Origin of the sequence: Dapis brunnea BLCC-M229 (genome assembly GCF_050015995.1) — a bacterium.
Taxonomy (GTDB): Bacteria; Cyanobacteriota; Cyanobacteriia; order Cyanobacteriales; family Microcoleaceae; genus Trichodesmium.
Genome location: NZ_JBNHEP010000282.1, coordinates 1 through 16,669, shown reverse-complemented (window position 1 = coordinate 16,669; position 16,669 = coordinate 1). Strand labels below are relative to the sequence as shown.

General features: G+C 36.1%; 11 protein-coding genes and 1 pseudogene. 8 read left to right on the top strand and 4 right to left on the bottom strand.

Annotated features, from left to right (window positions below):
* The first annotated feature begins 124 nt into the window (after positions 1-124).
* The 5 genes from ACP6PM_RS32325 (at position 125) to ACP6PM_RS32305 (ending at position 8,323) form a co-directional block, all read left to right on the top strand.
* Entirely contained in the window at positions 125-940 is an 816-nt protein-coding gene (locus ACP6PM_RS32325; RefSeq protein WP_293102290.1) for a carbon-nitrogen hydrolase family protein, read from the top strand.
* A gap of 535 nt (positions 941-1,475) precedes the next feature.
* Entirely contained in the window at positions 1,476-2,894 is a 1,419-nt protein-coding gene (locus ACP6PM_RS32320; protein ID WP_426590954.1) for a cation:proton antiporter, read from the top strand.
* 215 nt (positions 2,895-3,109) lie between these two features.
* Positions 3,110-3,688 carry an HMA2 domain-containing protein gene (locus tag ACP6PM_RS32315; RefSeq protein WP_426590953.1) on the top strand — a complete coding sequence of 193 codons (579 nt, stop codon included), beginning with the start codon at positions 3,110-3,112 and terminating at the stop codon, positions 3,686-3,688.
* A 1,429-nt stretch (positions 3,689-5,117) separates the two neighbouring features.
* A complete protein-coding gene (locus ACP6PM_RS32310) occupies positions 5,118-7,364 on the top strand; it encodes a heavy metal translocating P-type ATPase (RefSeq protein ID WP_426590952.1) in 2,247 nt (748 codons plus the stop codon).
* A gap of 707 nt (positions 7,365-8,071) precedes the next feature.
* The gene (locus tag ACP6PM_RS32305; protein ID WP_426590951.1) at positions 8,072-8,323 is read left to right on the top strand and encodes a DUF5132 domain-containing protein; all 252 of its coding nucleotides are present in this window, start codon (positions 8,072-8,074) and stop codon (positions 8,321-8,323) included.
* Positions 8,324-8,437: 114 nt separating this feature from the next.
* On the opposite strand, the gene ACP6PM_RS32300 is transcribed toward ACP6PM_RS32305, so the two are convergent.
* Together ACP6PM_RS32300 and ACP6PM_RS32295 are read right to left on the bottom strand one after the other, a co-directional pair.
* Positions 8,438-8,686 (bottom strand): hypothetical protein, encoded by a 249-nt coding sequence (locus ACP6PM_RS32300; protein ID WP_426590950.1) that lies wholly within the window; start codon positions 8,684-8,686, stop codon positions 8,438-8,440.
* Positions 8,687-10,264: 1,578 nt separating this feature from the next.
* On the bottom strand, positions 10,265-10,675 hold the full coding sequence (locus ACP6PM_RS32295) for a DUF5132 domain-containing protein (RefSeq protein WP_426590949.1): 411 nt from the start codon (positions 10,673-10,675) through the stop codon (positions 10,265-10,267).
* Between the two features lie 941 nt (positions 10,676-11,616).
* Between ACP6PM_RS32295 and ACP6PM_RS32290 the strand changes: the two genes are divergently transcribed.
* The 3 genes from ACP6PM_RS32290 (at position 11,617) to ACP6PM_RS32280 (ending at position 14,511) form a co-directional block, all read left to right on the top strand.
* The gene (locus ACP6PM_RS32290; protein WP_426590948.1) at positions 11,617-13,098 is read left to right on the top strand and encodes a dolichyl-phosphate-mannose--protein mannosyltransferase; all 1,482 of its coding nucleotides are present in this window, start codon (positions 11,617-11,619) and stop codon (positions 13,096-13,098) included.
* A 185-nt stretch (positions 13,099-13,283) separates the two neighbouring features.
* A complete protein-coding gene (locus ACP6PM_RS32285) occupies positions 13,284-13,679 on the top strand; it encodes a Pepco domain-containing protein (protein ID WP_426590947.1) in 396 nt (131 codons plus the stop codon).
* The gene (locus ACP6PM_RS32280; RefSeq protein ID WP_426590946.1) at positions 13,672-14,511 is read left to right on the top strand and encodes a caspase family protein; all 840 of its coding nucleotides are present in this window, start codon (positions 13,672-13,674) and stop codon (positions 14,509-14,511) included. Before ACP6PM_RS32285 ends, ACP6PM_RS32280 begins: the two co-directional genes overlap by 8 nt.
* A gap of 308 nt (positions 14,512-14,819) precedes the next feature.
* On the opposite strand, the gene trmB is transcribed toward ACP6PM_RS32280, so the two are convergent.
* Positions 14,820-15,470, bottom strand: coding sequence for a tRNA (guanosine(46)-N7)-methyltransferase TrmB (gene trmB / locus ACP6PM_RS32275; RefSeq protein WP_426590974.1), 651 nt, complete (start codon positions 15,468-15,470; stop codon positions 14,820-14,822).
* A 320-nt stretch (positions 15,471-15,790) separates the two neighbouring features.
* Positions 15,791-16,624: pseudogene (locus ACP6PM_RS32270) on the bottom strand (ABC transporter substrate-binding protein).
* Between the last annotated feature and the right edge of the window lie 45 nt (positions 16,625-16,669).

The following is a 16,669-nucleotide window of genomic DNA, read 5'->3' as shown; positions in this document are numbered from 1 at the left end:
ATATTCACCTATTCCTGATACCCTTTTCCCTAAAAACCAAAACTTGTATATCTCAGCCTTGGTAAGAAACCCTATACAAGAAAGGTAAAATCCAAAACTTTAAGACCCCTGAAAAACTGACTTAATGAAATCCTATCTCGCTGCCGCAATATCCATGACAAGCGTACCTGACTTGTCAAAAAATTTAGCACAAGCAGAAGAATTAATAGACTTAGCTATCCGTCAAGGTGCAGAATTAGTTACCTTACCCGAAAATTTTCCCTTCTTGGGTGAAGAGGAAGAAAAAATATCTCAAGCAGAAGCGATCGCCACAGCAAGTGAAAAATTTCTCAAAACAATTGCTCAAAAATACCAAATCACAATTCTAGGAGGTGGGTATCCAGTACCGACAACAGATGGCAAAGTCTACAATGTTGCATCTTTAATTGAGCCTAATGGCATAGAAGTAGCAAGGTATGAAAAAGCACATTTATTTGACGTTAACTTACCCGATGGTAATACCTATCGAGAATCAAACACTGTCAAAGCAGGTACTCAATTACCATCAGTGTATGCATCAAAAGATTATGGAAATTTAGGTATATCTGTATGCTATGATGTAAGATTCCCTGAACTATACCGACATCTCTCAAATGCAGGAGCAGAAGTTCTATTTGTACCAGCAGCATTCACCGCATATACAGGAAAAGACCACTGGCAAGTATTACTCCAAGCGCGGGCTATAGAAAATAGCTGTTATATTATTGCCCCAGCTCAAACAGGTAATCACTACGGCAGAAGACAAACTCATGGCCATGCAATGATAGTTGACCCCTGGGGTTTGATTTTGGCAGATACTGGGGACAAACCAGGAGTGGCGATCGCAGAAATTGACCCTAGTCGGTTACAACAAGTTCGTAGACAAATGCCATCTCTCCAGCATAGAGTATTTTATTTGTAGAAGTGAATTTCTATATAGGGTTTGCTGAAAAAGTCTCATTATCAACGTAGTTCAATAATTAATAATTAATAATTAACAATTAATAATTACCTCTTCTTATAAAGGATAGGATTGGCTAAAAGGATTTTTTTCTTCTCTGGGTCGATTGGATATAGTTAGGTAACTCATTCACCCTCGACCGCTTTTTATCCATGAATTAGAGAGGCTTGATACCTGAATTTTTCGGTAACAGGCAACAAGTAATAGTTTGAATCTCTATTTTGCTGCGCATTTTTCCAGGATTTTTGGAAAAATGTAAGGTTTTTGAGGCTCAAATACTTATTTTCTTGCACTTCAAGGTATTCTTAACAAGGCTAAAAATTTCAATACCACAAGGTTTCAGATTTATTCAGCAAGCCCTATATAGATATCTCGAACCCTAAAAGCCTAACTCTAGTATATTTTATAACCATCAGAAAATATTTTTATACCCCAAATATAACCCTCTCTACCCAAAGTCCTGTTACATTAAATCAGGATGATTTAGAAAGACTTGATGTTTAGTTTAATAGCAGGGTCCAATTTTTTTAGTGAAATTTTCTTATTTCCTTTATCAGGAAAAATCGCACCGATACTAGCTACGGCCACAGAAACGGGAGCCGAACCAGCAATGGTAGTAGCAGGAGTGCTTCTGAGCCTAGTGGCCATTTATATCGCTAGTAAAGCAGGGGGCGAATTTTTTAACTGGCTGGGTTTTCCACCAGTATTAGGAGAACTGGTGGGGGGTGTAGTTATCGGTATTTCCGCCCTAAATTTAGTAATTTTTCCAGAAAGTGGGGCTGATAGTTCTTCGTCAGTAATTATTAGCCTCTTAGAAGCAACAGCAGGTTTAGCTCCTGATGCTGCTGAGGCTACATTTCAAGTCCAAAGTGAGGTACTAGAAGTTTTAGCAGAACTTGGTGTAATCATTTTGTTGTTTGAAATTGGTCTAGAATCTAACATTAGAGACTTAATGCAAGTTGGTGTTCAGTCCCTAATTGTGGCAACTGTTGGAGTAACATTGCCATTTGTTGCTGGTACGGCAGGAATGATGGCGATATTTCATGTCTCAGCAGTACCAGCAATTTTTGCCGGGGCTGCTCTTACAGCGACCAGTATCGGTATTACTTCCAGGGTACTAGCAGAAATTAACCGTCTCAACACACAAGAAGGTCAAATTATTCTCGGTGCTGCAGTTATAGATGATGTCATGGGTATTATTATCCTGGCAGTAGTAGCAAGTTTAGCGAAAACTGGCGAAGTGGATATAATCAATGTAGTGTATCTAATCATTAGTGCCAGTGTATTTTTAGTAGGCGCAATATTGCTAGGTCGTTTCTTTAATGACACTTTTGTGTTCTTTGCTGAAAAATTTAAAACCCGAGGAAGGGCAGTTATTCCAGCTTTGACAATTGCATTATTTATGTCTTACGTTGGTACTGCTATCCATTTGGAAGCAATATTGGGAGCTTTTGCTGCTGGATTAGTTTTAGATAACTTAGATGAAACGGAAGTAGGAAAAGAATTGGAAGAACTAATTCGTCCTATTTCTGATGTGATTGTGCCAATTTTCTTTGTCACTGTGGGGACAAAAACTAATCTAGGGGTGCTCAACCCAGCTATTCCTACTAACCGGGAAGGTTTAGTAATTGCGATCTTCTTAATAGTAGTTGCTATTGTCGGTAAGGTTGCCTGCGGTTTTAGTGTATTTGGTTTGGGTTCAGTTAACCGTTTAGCTATTGGTGTTGGTATGGTGCCACGGGGTGAAGTTGGTTTGGTCTTTGCCTCAGTTGGTTCTGCTAGTGGTGCTTTATCTCCTGCTTTGGATGTAGCAATTATTCTCATGGTCATTATTACAACATTCTTAGCTCCTCCTCTACTGCGAGTAGTGTTTGGAGAAGCAGAAGCAGAAGAAGTACCCGAAACTTCAGGGTAGTTTTTAGGCGTTGCTGAATGTTGGTATGGTATCTCAAGAGTCAGGTAGGTGGGATATAGGGGAGAGAAAGGAGTTTTTTCCAAACCTGAGTGTGGAGAATATCTGATTTGACCTTATTAATGAGTCTTTATTTGCTTGAGTCAGGAACTTCATACCTAAAATCAGCAACGCCAACCTTTGATGGTGATAATTCATAACTAATAAGGATGTAAATAATGACCACAACCTCCAACTACACAAACAACACAAACCCAATTGAAACAACTGGGGAGCAGTTAGGTGCATTTTTACAAGCTCATAATGAAATCGAATTTATCCTACCACCTCTAGTGGGAATGATGATTACCAATAGATTCAAACTACGGGGAGCTACTGCACTGCTAGTTAACCTGACAGTTGCTGGTTTTGTGCGACAAATTATTGAACAACTTAAAGAGCAAAAAGTAACTGTAGTTGCACCTGTGGTTGATACTGAGGCAACAACTATTTCTCAATCAGTTAGTCCGGTTAGTAGTGAAGACTGCTCAGCATACACCATAGTGCATTCTACTCCTGGTCGCATCCGGTTGCGAATACCAAGGGTAGTATCGGAACCAGACTATGCCAAACGTTTAGAACAACTGTTAAATGCAGACTCCCATGTATTAAAGGTGCGGATAAATACTGCAGCAGCTTGTATTGTCATCCAATATCAAGCTGACGGAATGTCAGACTGGGAAATGGGAATGTTATTAATGAATATTATTCAAGAGGCTGATTCTGATGAAGAGGAAATATCTGAAGCAGAGGAATAAGTTAACACTCAAAAATTAAAAGTAAAAAGCAAGAGAAATTAATGATTCTATATAGGGTTTCTCAAGTTACTCAGGTACAGCAGAGGAATAAGTTAACACTCAAAAGTAAAAAGTAAAAAGTAAAAAGTTAGATAAATTAATGATTTCCATATAGATAGGGTTTCTCAAGTTACTCAGGTACAGTAGTTTTTCTTCTTTTCCTATTTTTACCGAACCAGAATTACTATTCTCTAAAACAAACTAATTTTGTACCTCACGCTTTTTGGGAATTGCTATACTATATCATGTCCGGATAATAAGTGATCAAAAAGTTTTTGTTTGTAGTAGGGCTTCAGCCCTATCTATCCTTGGGCTAGAGCAAAACTACCAGCTTTAATTATAACTATTCAAGCGGACATCATATTAAACATCTCCAGAAAATAAACAAGCTTTTTATTTATATCATATCCGGTAGTATAGGTTTCAACAATTAATAATTAATAATAGACATCTGGTGATAATTATTAATTAAATCAATCCCATACGCATAAATAATCAATTCTTTCCGCCTACTCCCTACTCCCTACTCCGTACTCCCTCTTTTCCGGAGATGTCTAATTAATAATTACCTCTCCTTTTCAAGGAGAGGTAAGACTCAAAGGAAAATTTTTTCTTGTTTCTCCTTTAAAGGAGAGGCTTTAAACCTTAATTATTCGGTAAAGAAGCATAGAAACCGGGCTTATATTAAATGTTCCACCATACTAATATCTACCTCTCTTGACATCCTCGCGACGTTGCGCTGACGCGACAACACGGGATTCCTAAACCTCGCGGATTAAGTCTTTTTGCTTAAGTACGCACCTGCCTAATAGGCCAAACCTCTTTCTGGTCTTACGGTCGCTCCTAAAGACTTGCCAGCGCGGTCTTGGGGGTTCCCCCCATGAGCGACTGGCGCTGACACTGCTAGCCCAGCAGCTTTACTTTATCCACCATAGCACAAAACTTGTAAAAACCGCAAAATTGATTGGTTTTCCAATTGCGTCGCTCCCCTAACCCCTTTCAAAGGGGCAGGGCTGTTTAAAAAAGCAATAAGCAGAGATTTTCGGATTCTACAGCCGTTTAGCCCTAGAAAAATCCCCAAATAATGCGATTATTTACTGATATTTGCAGGAATCAGTTAATTACTCAGGGAGTAATTATTCTGATGAGAGTAGCTCAAACGACTGAAAATTGATTAATGAACTAAAATAATTGCGGGACAAATTTGATGATTTTTCCACAAATAGTTGGGAAATCTCCCCCCTAACCCCATCTCCCTATCTCCCCATCTCTCTTACAAGAGAATGAAACAGCCCTGCTTTCAAAGGGGGGGGTTAGGGGGGATGGAGAGCGTGGGTCTTCAACCAACGTTGAGATAAACCCGGTTTCTTATAAAAATTCAATTAAAGTCATGCAAATTATCAAATCACAACAACAAGGGTCAGCATCTGCACTAGGAGTCAAAACTCCCACAATATCATTAGTTCATGGAATTTCTGGGCGAGTCAGATTTCGCGTTATGCGCTTGACTATAGATAAAAACTATGCTAAAAATGTACAAGAATTATTAGAATTGGATACCTGTGTCAAAAAAGTTCGAGTTAACCAAGCTGCGGGTTCCATCACAATTAATTATCAGACTAAAGGCAAATCAGAATCAGAAGTACGAGCTGATCTGCTCTATCTGATGCAAAATGTTGATAGTTCTCCTATTACAGTTGTCAGCCAAAAAGTTGACTCCGAAGTACCACCAGAAACAGAAGACGAAAATGAGGGAGAATGGTCAAGTTTGGCAATACCAGGTATAGCAACTTTGTTAGCTTTTCTCGGCGGACCGTTAAAATTACCAATCTCTCCACAACTCAGTTTTAGCGCCCTAGCTATAGCAGCATTCCCAGTAGTGAAACGCGCTTTCCACAGTCTATTTATCAACCATCGCATTAATATAGACTGTCTCGACTTCCTCTCCTTAACCCTCGGCGCAATTCAAGGCAAACTATTAACACCAGCATTAGTGCTAACTCTCCACGAATTGGGGGATGTAATTCGGGAACAAACCGCCAGGTCAACCGAACATCAAACCTCAGATCTATTAGATGCAATAGGACGTTTTGCCTGGGTAGAACAAGATGGAGAAAAACTGCAAGTACCAAGCGACCAAGTAAAACAAGGCGACACAGTAATAGTTTATCCAGGAGAACAAATACCTGTAGATGGGGAAGTGTTCCAAGGTGAAGCGGTCATCGACCAACAGCAACTCACTGGAGAATCAATGCCAGTGGTAGGAAAAGTAGGTACTTTTGTCTATGCTTCGACTTTGGTGCGTTCTGGTCAAATTTATATCAGAGCAGAAAGGATAGGTAAACAAACTCGCGCTGCTGCAAGTATCGAGTTATTAGAAAAAGCTCCAGTATATGACACGAGAATGGCAAACTATGCCTCTAAAATGGCAGACAAGTTAATTTTGCCTTCATTAATTTTAGCTGGAATAGTCTTAGCTACAACTCGGGACTCCAGTAGAACTGCATCTATTCTTACCCTCGATTTTGTGACAGGAATTCGGGTATCTGTTCCTACGGCATTTTTGGGTGCGCTTAATCATACTACCAGACATGGAATTTTGGTTAGGAGCGGTCGTACTTTGGAAATGTTGGCTGATATTGATACGATTGTTTTTGATAAGACTGGTACTTTGACTCAAGGTAATATTGCTGTGGTAGGAGTGGAAACTGTCGCTGGACGAATGAGTGCAGAAGAAGTATTGGCTTTAGCAGCTTCTGCTGAACAACGTATTACTCATCCAGTGGCAGAGGCGATCGCTCGTTATGCTCAAGAAAAGGGGGTGAATATTTCCCCACGGGGTGAGTGGGATTATAAAGTTGGGTTGGGTATTCAGGCAGAAATTGATGGTAAGGATGTTTTGGTAGGGAGTGCGAAGTTTTTAATTCAGACGGGGGTTGATTTGGATTGTTTTTATGAGCATCATCCTTGTTTTCAGGAAAATTGCGAATATCCTAACCAAGAATGTCCGGTTTCTGAGTGGTTATCATTGATTTATGTGGCTTGCAATGGGGAGTTTCAGGGGGCGATTCAATATAAAGATCCAGTTCGTCCCGAAAGTATGCCTCTAATTGTTAGGTTGGAGAAAGAGTATGGCATGGAAGTACATTTACTGACTGGGGATAATGAGGTTAGGGCAAAGTTAGTGGCGCAGGAGTTGAGAATTCCAGAGTCTCAAGTTCATGCGGAGGCTTTTCCTGACCAAAAGGCTGCTATTGTCCGAGATTTGCGTCGAGCTGGAAAGACTGTGGCTTTTGTGGGGGATGGGTTAAATGATTCTGTGGCTTTAGCTTATGCAGATGTGTCGGTTTCTTTTGAGGATGGTTCGGATGTAGCAAGGGAAACAGCAGATGTGGTGTTGATGAATAATAATTTATCTAGTTTGTTGGAGGCGATCGCTATTGCTAAGGAAACTAAAAATCTCATAGAACAAAATACTATAATGGTAGTAGGGCCAAATCTGGTGGCTTTGGGGTTGGCCTCCACAGTGGGACTACATCCTTTAATTGCTACAGTGGTCCATAATGGTAGTGCGATCGCTGCTGGTTTAAATAGTTTGCGCCCTCTGGTGCAGCATCAGTTGGAAAGTGTTTATTAATGGATAATGGATAATTAGCTCTGGTTAAAACCGTAACGGAATTGAATATAAGGAAATATCCTAGCACTTTTCTCGAGTTGGTCGATTGGATATGGTTAGGTAACCCATATCCCACCCTACTCCATGCTCCGCAAACGACCGCTCTCTTGGTCGATTGGAGGCAAGCGAGGAGACCTCGCCATCCCATCCTGACGGAATGCTCCGCTTTCCGACCGCTTTTTCCCCTATGGGGGGAGGCTTTTAACCTGAATTATTTAATAGACTTGTCGCTTTATAACTAAAAAAAACTGGCAAACCCAAGTCAAGTAAGGATTTTAGCTATTCCTAAATCAAAACGTCTGGAATTACTGCTGTGTCTTAATTTGAGTTATTTTTTCCATCTATTTAGCGATAACTCTAATTAATAATTATTAGTTATTAATTATTCGGTAAATAACACTTGCTATTTGACTAAAGTGAATCAGAAATATTTGCGCCTTTAGATCGAGATTTGAATGCAAGTATTAATTTAAGGAATGCGGTTTGCTTGACCGTTTCGGCTGTCGCCGAGATGAAAATGCCTGTGGATGAGTAACCGCTTGGTTAATCCCAATAATTGATTTACTCAACCAAGTCCTACAAAAAAATCAACTTTATTTTCTTCTTTTTTTCTGCTTACTTATTACTTCTTAAAATTACTTATGTCACTTGTTCACTTAAAAAGATCTGTGCTAACTCTTCACCTCCGAGAAATGGTTGAAGATGGTCAAACTAACAATCAAGTTGCCATATTAGGATTAGGTGTGTTTTTATTAGGTCCGTTAGTAGCTCCTACTGTTACTAAAATGGGTAGACCTCTTGCCAAAGCTATGATTAAAAGTGGTATTTCTTTATATGAACAAAGCAAGAAAACTTTTGCAGAAATAGGCGAAGAATTTGCCAATAATTTAGCAGAATCTCAAACGGATGGGCGGTGTTAAAATTATGAGGGGGAGATTTTCAGAATTAAATCTCCCCCCAAAAAAAATCAATATAAGCAGGTACACAAAATTAATTACACATTTTTCCAAATTGAAACCTTTTTACTACAAGGGTTACAGAGAATTAGGGTGGGAAATCAATTCTGTGTAGGTGCTTAAATAGCTGTAACGTTTTTTATAAATAATTTGCTCCTGTAGGTTGGGTTGAGGAAAGAAACCCAAAATATTTAGGGCTTGCTGAATAATCATAAAAGCATTGACATATAAAGATTTTAGCCTTTTTTTATCTAAAAAAGTACCTGCTTTTCGGTTTATCAAGCTCAAAAAGTTAGCATTTTCGGCAGACAACGGCAGAAAAACCAAGGGAAAATTCTGACTCCTACCTCCTTTGTAATTCCCGTTCCTCGTGACTCCTGAGGACTGACTCCTGACTCCTACACTTACCAAAAAACTTTTTTCAGCAAAGCCTATTTATCAAAATTTGGCAGAAGAAACCCACTGTCATTTCTGATTCACTGTCGGGATGAATGTTGATGAATGTTTTATATCAAGTCCGGTAGCATCAGTATTGTATAGGGAAGGTAAGCAAGAAGCTTTAAGAGAAGGAAAACCCTTAAATATGGTAGATATTTCCCCAGCTTTTAGATGGGACTATACCAACGGACATGAGATTATAAATTAACTGAGTCAAGAGAATAGAGGAATTTGTCATTGTGGCGAGAGGATAAGTTTTTCATCACTAATTAAACTGACTTGATATTATACCAAGCGTGAAAAAAGAATGTTACGAATAATCAGGATAGTTAAAATACTTTAGGTGATATCTTCCTTTGAGTAAAAAAAATATTAACCCTAAGAAATAATAGCAATTACCAAAAATAATGCAAGACCTTGCTCAAGACTTCATTTCTTAAGTAATAAGTAAGATTCAGGAATGTTTTTAACGATTCTAGCCATTAAGCGCCATTACTACTTATTCGGTCAAACCCTACTACCTACTCCCTACTCTCAAGAAGATGTAGCAATAATACGTGAGATTTGGTATTAGAAATTAACCAAGTCGGGAGAATAGGAAAATTTCTCATTGTGGCGAGAGAATAGGTTTTTCATCACTAATTAAATGGACTTGATATTATACCAAGTGTGAAAAAAGAATGTTACGAATAATCAGGATAGTTAAAATACTTTAGGTGATATCTTCCTTTGAGTAAAAAGAGATATTAACCCTAATAAATTATATTTAAACTGTTTATTATGACTCGGTATTGTTGACTCCTGAGTCCTAAAAAGTAACGCAAATATTTGAAACAAACATTTATTTATCAAACTGGTCTGATACTAATTACCAAAAATAATGCTCTGATTCACCAAGACTTCAACGATTAAGTAATCAGTAAAATTCAATAATTTTTTTGACAATTATAAGTCAGTAAATGTATATTATTATTATTTTTACCCCTCCCCTACTCCCCTACTCAAGCGCTCTCCCACCCAATCAGATGTAGCAAAATTTTTGATATTTGGTATTAGGTATTTACTATAGCAATATTTTCGGCTGACTAATTCTACTATATATTTGCCCATTCTCATGCCAGTTTTAAAAAATACTGTTACATTAACTTTTTTTATTAGATAAAGAAAAGTCGTGGTTGGGAAATACGAGACAATTAAAAAGGGAAGTTTTTGTCTATTTCCTACTCCCTATTTTCACCGTAACTATCTATGCATGAATTTGGTATAAGTCTCTCGAAATAAAGCAAGGAGAGAGTATCAAATTCATAGTTTAATCTATGGAGTCGCTGACTTATTTGTATTCAATTATTGAAAGGGAAGTTTTTCTTTATTTCCTACTCCCTATTTTCACTCTAACTATCTATGCATGAATTTGGTATGACTCTCTCGAAATAAAGCAAGGAGAGAGTATCAAATTTATAGTTTAATCTATGGAGTCCCTGATTTATTTGTATTCAATTCTTGTTGGGAATATGCACCCGCTTTTAAGTTAGCTTTATGTTGTGTTTCTGCTGCTACTTCTGCCTTTGCTTCTGCCACAATATCTCCAAAAACTTCTACTGTTTCTGCCAGAGCGCCTTTCGTTTTTTCCAATAAAGAAACTCCTGTTTTAATAGTTGCCTTAGCCACAGGTTTCAACAAAGGTAAAAGAATTGGAGTTAAAACAACTGCCCCCACACCCATTGCAATTGGAACTCGATGCTTAATCAAAGTTTGTTTAACTTGTTGCGGTAAGTTTTGAGTTGCTTGTTCCACAGTTTGATTAACTGTAACAGGTAAATTTTTATCAACTAATTCTAGTAAATTTTGATTTGAATTTTGATTCATTTGTGCTGTCATTTTATGCTTTCCTAATTTTGTATAATATCTAATTATAACAATAAATTTTATCAAAAAAAATTAATTTTTAATTAAATAATACTAAATCCGCTGATCGGAGTGGTATTTTAACTACCTCTTGAATCTTGAATTCTTCCTTTTGCCTTTTACCTCTTACCTTTTGCATGAGTGCTTCCCTCAGCAATAACCTTTATAGCTCAATACAGTTCAGTTAAGGATTTTTTGAAGAAGAAGGAAGAAGGAAAGTAGATGAGTCTATAGCTCAATACAGTTCAGTTAAGGATTTTTTTTTGCAGTTCTGTAATCTCAAAAACTCATCTAATGATTCCATACCTTATCAATTTTGGTCTTATCTGTTTGCGCAGCATTCCGCAGGAAACCTTATTGCCTTATAACTCAACCGGATTTGGTATAAGTTCTGATATCAATTACCATAAACTTTGCTATACTTGGATTTTCTATTGTTAAATATTATTTGTTGGAGTGAATCCTCGGTATTGAGTAATTACTGTAACGAGTCAGGAAGAGAGTTGTTTTAAATTAGACCTTTCTCTTAAGGATAGGAGGAAAAATCCCATAATTTATTCCGTTAAACATCAAAATTGAGATGCTTTTAATTTGAAGTATCGGATTAAGAATACAACCTAAAATTATCCCAGAAGTTCAACATTAATAAATATGAAATTAGGAGCATTTAAGGCAAATTAAGCTACAATTCTAGATAAAATTTTAATCATTAACTATTAAACAGGTTAACATCTGAGTCAATAATTATTTTGACGTAATTTAACTAGCAAAGACTTGACATTTTTGACAAAGGAATGTAATGTAATATTAACTTTTAACTTACAGCCCTATTTGTTTGCAATTTAGGGCTGTTTTTTATTTCTTTATATTAAAATTAAAACCCTCTGAAACTCAATTATACTCAATTCTATATTATGCAACCAATATCTCATAAATCAAGTAGATGGTTTACGATTGGCATGGCTAGTATATTTCTATTTTCAGTCATCCTGAGATTTTGGCAATTAGGTCGTTTTAATACTCTCGTTTTTGACGAAGTTTATTATGCTAAATTTGCCAATAATTACCTGACTCAAACAGAATTTTTTAACGCTCATCCCCCCCTCAGTCAATATATTATTGCAATTAGTATTTGGATAGGTTATCATTTACCTTTTTGGCAAGAAATAGTTAATAATGAAACAGGTTCTACTTTAGCCTCTTGGAGTTATCGGTGGGTAAATGCTTTAACAGGTTCATTTATTCCTCTGGTAGTGGGAGCGATCGCCTATCAATTAACAAAGCGTTGGAGTTATGGTTTGATTGCTGCTTTACTGATAGCTTTAGATGGATTATTTTTAGTAGAGTCTCGCTATGCTCTGAATAATATTTATCTAGTAATTTTTGGATTATTAGCTCACTTGTATTTAATTATTGCTCTACAAGATTCCCAATTCAAACAAAGGAAATGGTTGGCTTTATCTGGGATATTTTTTGGTGCAAGTGCAGCGATTAAATGGAATGGTTTAGGATTTTTACTCGGCATTTATTTACTCTGGATATTGGCGTGGATAATTGAATTTTTTGCTTCCAAAAAGAGATCGGGATATATATCTCCTTGGCAAAATTTAACTCGACTAAATCTGATTCAATTGACTCTAAATTTATTCGTTATTCCCATAATTACTTATAGCCTACTTTGGATTCCCCACATTATTCTCAACCCCAAATACGGCTTTTTGGAAATGCAGCAACAGATTTTCAGCTATCACCAAAGAATTGGCAGTGGAGTTGATACTCATCCTTATTGCGCTCAATGGTTTACTTGGCCGTTAATGATGAGACCTGTAGTTTATTTCTATAAAAATACGGGTTTATTAGACAAACCAGAACCTTCTTTACCACCCCTACCTTCAGATATTGGAGACCCAAAAGTTAATCCCCTAATTTTTGATGTTCATGCTATGGGAAATCCTATTTTGTGGTGGTTATCAACATGGGGAATTTTATTATTAATCTTAATGTTATTTAATCGCGTTTGGCATTGGGAAAAAAATAGACAAGCAAGACATAAAAAAATAAAACCAAAGCAGATTGTTAAATTTCCACCTGCCTCAGAAATTTGGTTGTTAGTATATTTAGTTATAAATTGGCTAAGTAATTTTTTACCTTGGAGTAGAGTAAGCCGTTGTACTTTTTTGTATCATTATATGGGAGCTTTAGTGTTTGCTATCTTGGGATTTTCTTGGTGGGTTGATAGGTGGTTAAATAGTAGACAAATTCGTCTCAAGATAATAGGAGTGACAGTAATTTTTATAATTTTATTAGCGTTTGTTTTTTGGATGCCTGTTTATCTAGGATTACCTTTATCTCCTCAAAGTTGGCAGCTCAGAATGTGGTTTCGATCTTGGATTTAACTAGCTATCAGCTTTTAAAAAAAGTGCAAAAAAATGGTGAAAACTGTCACTAAAGTTATTGATTTAGATCACTTTAATGTGCAGAATTTGGGTTATAGTATCAAGAGATAGAGTTACATTATGTTCAAAAACTTTTATAAGTAGTTGAAATGTTAGTCAGAAAATAACTAAGGAGCAATTATTTTATGTCTGAAGATACTATTCAAATCATAACTTATAGTATTGATGATTCTACTGAGAACGATATTGAAGATGATGAGGAAGAAGGTAGAAGGAGCTTATATTCGAGAAAAGTTTCTAGAGCTGTTTCAGAGAGCTTAACCAACGCTAAAATGAAAGTAGAGACTATTAGAATAGATGCTCTAGAATCAGAAATGGCTCGCTTGATAGATACGATTGAAGGATTGCTAAATAGATCAGAAAAACAAACAGAAGAAAAAGAAATTAAATTGGATGAGATTGAACTCTCAGTCGAAATTAGTCAACAAGGGCAGATTAGATTATTAGGTTCTGGTGGGCTAGTAGGAAATAAAGGCGCAATTAAACTTAAGTTTAAACGCCAACAAAAGGAGGATGGCTAAATTTGCAATAACTATTGGAGTAAATAAATACTATGATGAAAATATTAGAGATCTTAAATATGCAGCAAGTGATGCTGAAAAGGTAAGAGATTTTTTGATTCAGGAAGAAAATTTTGATGAGGTCTTCTGTTATACAGATAATTCTCCGCTAGATAAGCTTCCAGAGTATAAGAAATTGCGAAGATTTTTCGCGAGAACAGAACATTATCTATTGACGGGAGATGATCTTTGGTTTTTCTTTGCTGGTCATGGCCGTAGGGGAGACGATCAAATTGATTATCTCTTAGTTTCTGATAGCGATGTAGAAGATATTGAGGGGAGTAGTCTTTCAGTTAACTATGTAATTCAAAGACTTCAACTAATTGGAGCTGATAAAATTATTGTAATTATAGATGCTTGTCGAGATAATGAAGACTCCTGTATAGGAGAGAAAACTCAACAACAAATACGTAAAATGGGGCAAATATCGATATTTTCCTGTAGTCGCTATGAATATTCTCGGGAAGAACCAAAAATTCAACAGGGGGTTTTTACTCATACATTATTAAAAGCATTTAGACGTGGGCAAGTTACTCCTAAAAAGTTAGATGAATATCTTCCGTCTGAAATCGCAAAATTAAGCAAACAGACACCTATTGTTAACTTCAGTTCAATATCACAATCTAATTTAATTTTGACATCAAAATATGCAAATCAAGATGATATTGAAAATTTAAGAAGGGACGCTTTTACAGCTTCAAAAAAAGAAAAATGGTATGATGCAAATTTGCTTTTTAAAAATTTAAAAAATGTCAAAAATGTGAAAAAAGATGTAGAATTAGATCGGGAATAAAAAGAAGAATATAAGAAAGTCAGAGATAAAATACATGAAAAACAAAAAAAATTTAGTAACACACGTTCACTAACAGATTTTCCTGAAAACAATAACATTGGTAAAACAATAGAGATGCTTATAATTGTTCTAGTATTTTCTTTATTAGCAATGCCATTAATGGAAAATATTTTATCAGTAATTTTTCGTGATGAACCTGAAACTCCACGCAAGATTGAAAATAAAAATAAATAAAAGCAGAAATTAGTCCCTCCAACAAAAACTATATTGGCTTAAAATTAGATAGTATTAAATTTTCCGACATCATATCACTTCTGACTTCCTTCTTCTGACTTAATAAATAATGCCCTATAAACAGGTTGATTTTTGGCTAAAGTTGCCTTTTCTCTTTCTGAAAAAACTGGCAAAATATTTTCGTTTAACCAATCATTAGAACTTCCATAAAATAAACTATGCTCTGAGAAGCGGTCGCACATTTCTTTTGCGACTTCTTCTATATCAGAATGCAGAAAAACTTCCCCTCCTACTGTTAAGAAATTTGCCAAATCTTCGACTAATTGTGGTTGTACAACTCGACGAGTTTGATGACGTCTTTTAAACCAAGGATCGGGAAATAAAATTGAGACTCTTTTTAATACTCCTCTTGGCAAATACTCAAATATTTTTTCCAGGGAAATATTCACATTACAAAACAAATAATGCAGATTATTTAAACCATGTTCATCTCGCAAATTATTAGCTTCTCTAACTAATGGTTCCCGTATTTCTAAACCCAGAAAATTCCACTCAGGTTCTACCTGTGCCATCTGCCATAAAAACCTACCTCTAGCACAACCAATATCTAAATGTAATGGTTTGTTTATATCTGCATAAATATCACTTAAATTTGGGATAGTTACTGACTGTTGATATTTGTCAGATAAAGGATTAACGTGTTGTCTAACTCTTACTCTTGCCAAAATTTGTACCTCCATTCTTAATATCTAATTATATGTAAGCATTTAGCTATTAGAAGTCAGCAATCAGATTTTTTATGAAGGCATTAAACAAATTTTGCCAAGGGTAAGTAGAGCAACCTAAAAAAAAGACGTTGCATATTTAGCCATAAAATGCCTTAAAGAACTGATATAAATGACTTTTGAGCTAATTTAAAATTTGATACATAACGAAAAATTTACCGAATAATTAAGGTCTAAAGCCTCTCCTTTTAAGGATAAAAAAGAAAAAAAATCATTTTGTTCAATCCTATCCGTTTTAAGGAGAGGTAATAATTAAGGTATTAATTTTGACTCTGTGATAGTTGTGAATCAGGAAACACACTTGGATAAACCTTTGGCATAGTCTGCTTTAACATCTGGCTTAAACCACGAGTGCCAATACCAAATAATCTTGAGGTGCTAGCACCGTAAACCCGTTTGTTTTTCACTGCTCTTAAGTTATCCCACAAAGGGTTATCTTGGTAATAATTCACAAATATTTCATAGTTGTCTACAATACCAGATGAGATAAAAATTACATCTGGATCTAACTCTACAAGTCTTTCTAGAGAAAAAGGAAGATAGTTAATTAAAGCAACAGCATCACTGCTGTATTCTGCTGATCAACAATTAGCAACTTCATTTATAGTTGCACAATTTAAAGCTTTGTCTGTAGCTACAAAAAAGTTTGGTGGTGGACGATGTATGAATAGCACTGTTTGATTTTGTGGCGATTTTGCTTTGTAGGTTTCCAACTTGTCCAGAAAATTTTTTGCTACAGTTTCAACTTCTGCTGTTTTGTCTGTCAACTCAGCAATACTTTTCAGGTTAGCGATCGCTCCTGAATAATTTTGTGGTGCAGAAAGTAGATAGAAATTAACTACTCCCTTGAGTGCTTCCCGTGTTTTATTGTGGGCACCATTTGTACCAATGACTAAATCTGGTTTAAGTTGAACAATTTGTTCTAAATTTGGCTCCATCATACCTGTAGAGCCAATTATAGCAGGTTTTTCAACTAGTTTGCCAAATAGGTGTGGTTCTTGTATCCAAGAAATCATATCTTCTCCGACAATTGCTATTGGTTTAATACCTAATTCTGCTAAAATATCTATGCACAAAAAGTCTAAGCAAACAATTCGTTCTGCTGGTTTTTCTAGAGTTATTTGGGTATTACTAGCATC

What these genes read in the sequence shown, in the direction of transcription:
- ACP6PM_RS32280 (WP_426590946.1), top strand. Translation starts at nt 13,672, where the DNA reads ATGGCTAAATTTGCAATAACTATTGGAGTAAATAAATACTATGATGAA.
- ACP6PM_RS32285 (WP_426590947.1), top strand. Translation starts at nt 13,284, where the DNA reads ATGTCTGAAGATACTATTCAAATCATAACTTATAGTATTGATGATTCT.
- ACP6PM_RS32310 (WP_426590952.1), top strand. Translation starts at nt 5,118, where the DNA reads ATGCAAATTATCAAATCACAACAACAAGGGTCAGCATCTGCACTAGGA.
- ACP6PM_RS32325 (WP_293102290.1), top strand. Translation starts at nt 125, where the DNA reads ATGAAATCCTATCTCGCTGCCGCAATATCCATGACAAGCGTACCTGAC.
- ACP6PM_RS32315 (WP_426590953.1), top strand. Translation starts at nt 3,110, where the DNA reads ATGACCACAACCTCCAACTACACAAACAACACAAACCCAATTGAAACA.
- ACP6PM_RS32295 (WP_426590949.1), bottom strand. Translation starts at nt 10,675, where the DNA reads ATGACAGCACAAATGAATCAAAATTCAAATCAAAATTTACTAGAATTA.
- ACP6PM_RS32290 (WP_426590948.1), top strand. Translation starts at nt 11,617, where the DNA reads ATGCAACCAATATCTCATAAATCAAGTAGATGGTTTACGATTGGCATG.
- ACP6PM_RS32320 (WP_426590954.1), top strand. Translation starts at nt 1,476, where the DNA reads ATGTTTAGTTTAATAGCAGGGTCCAATTTTTTTAGTGAAATTTTCTTA.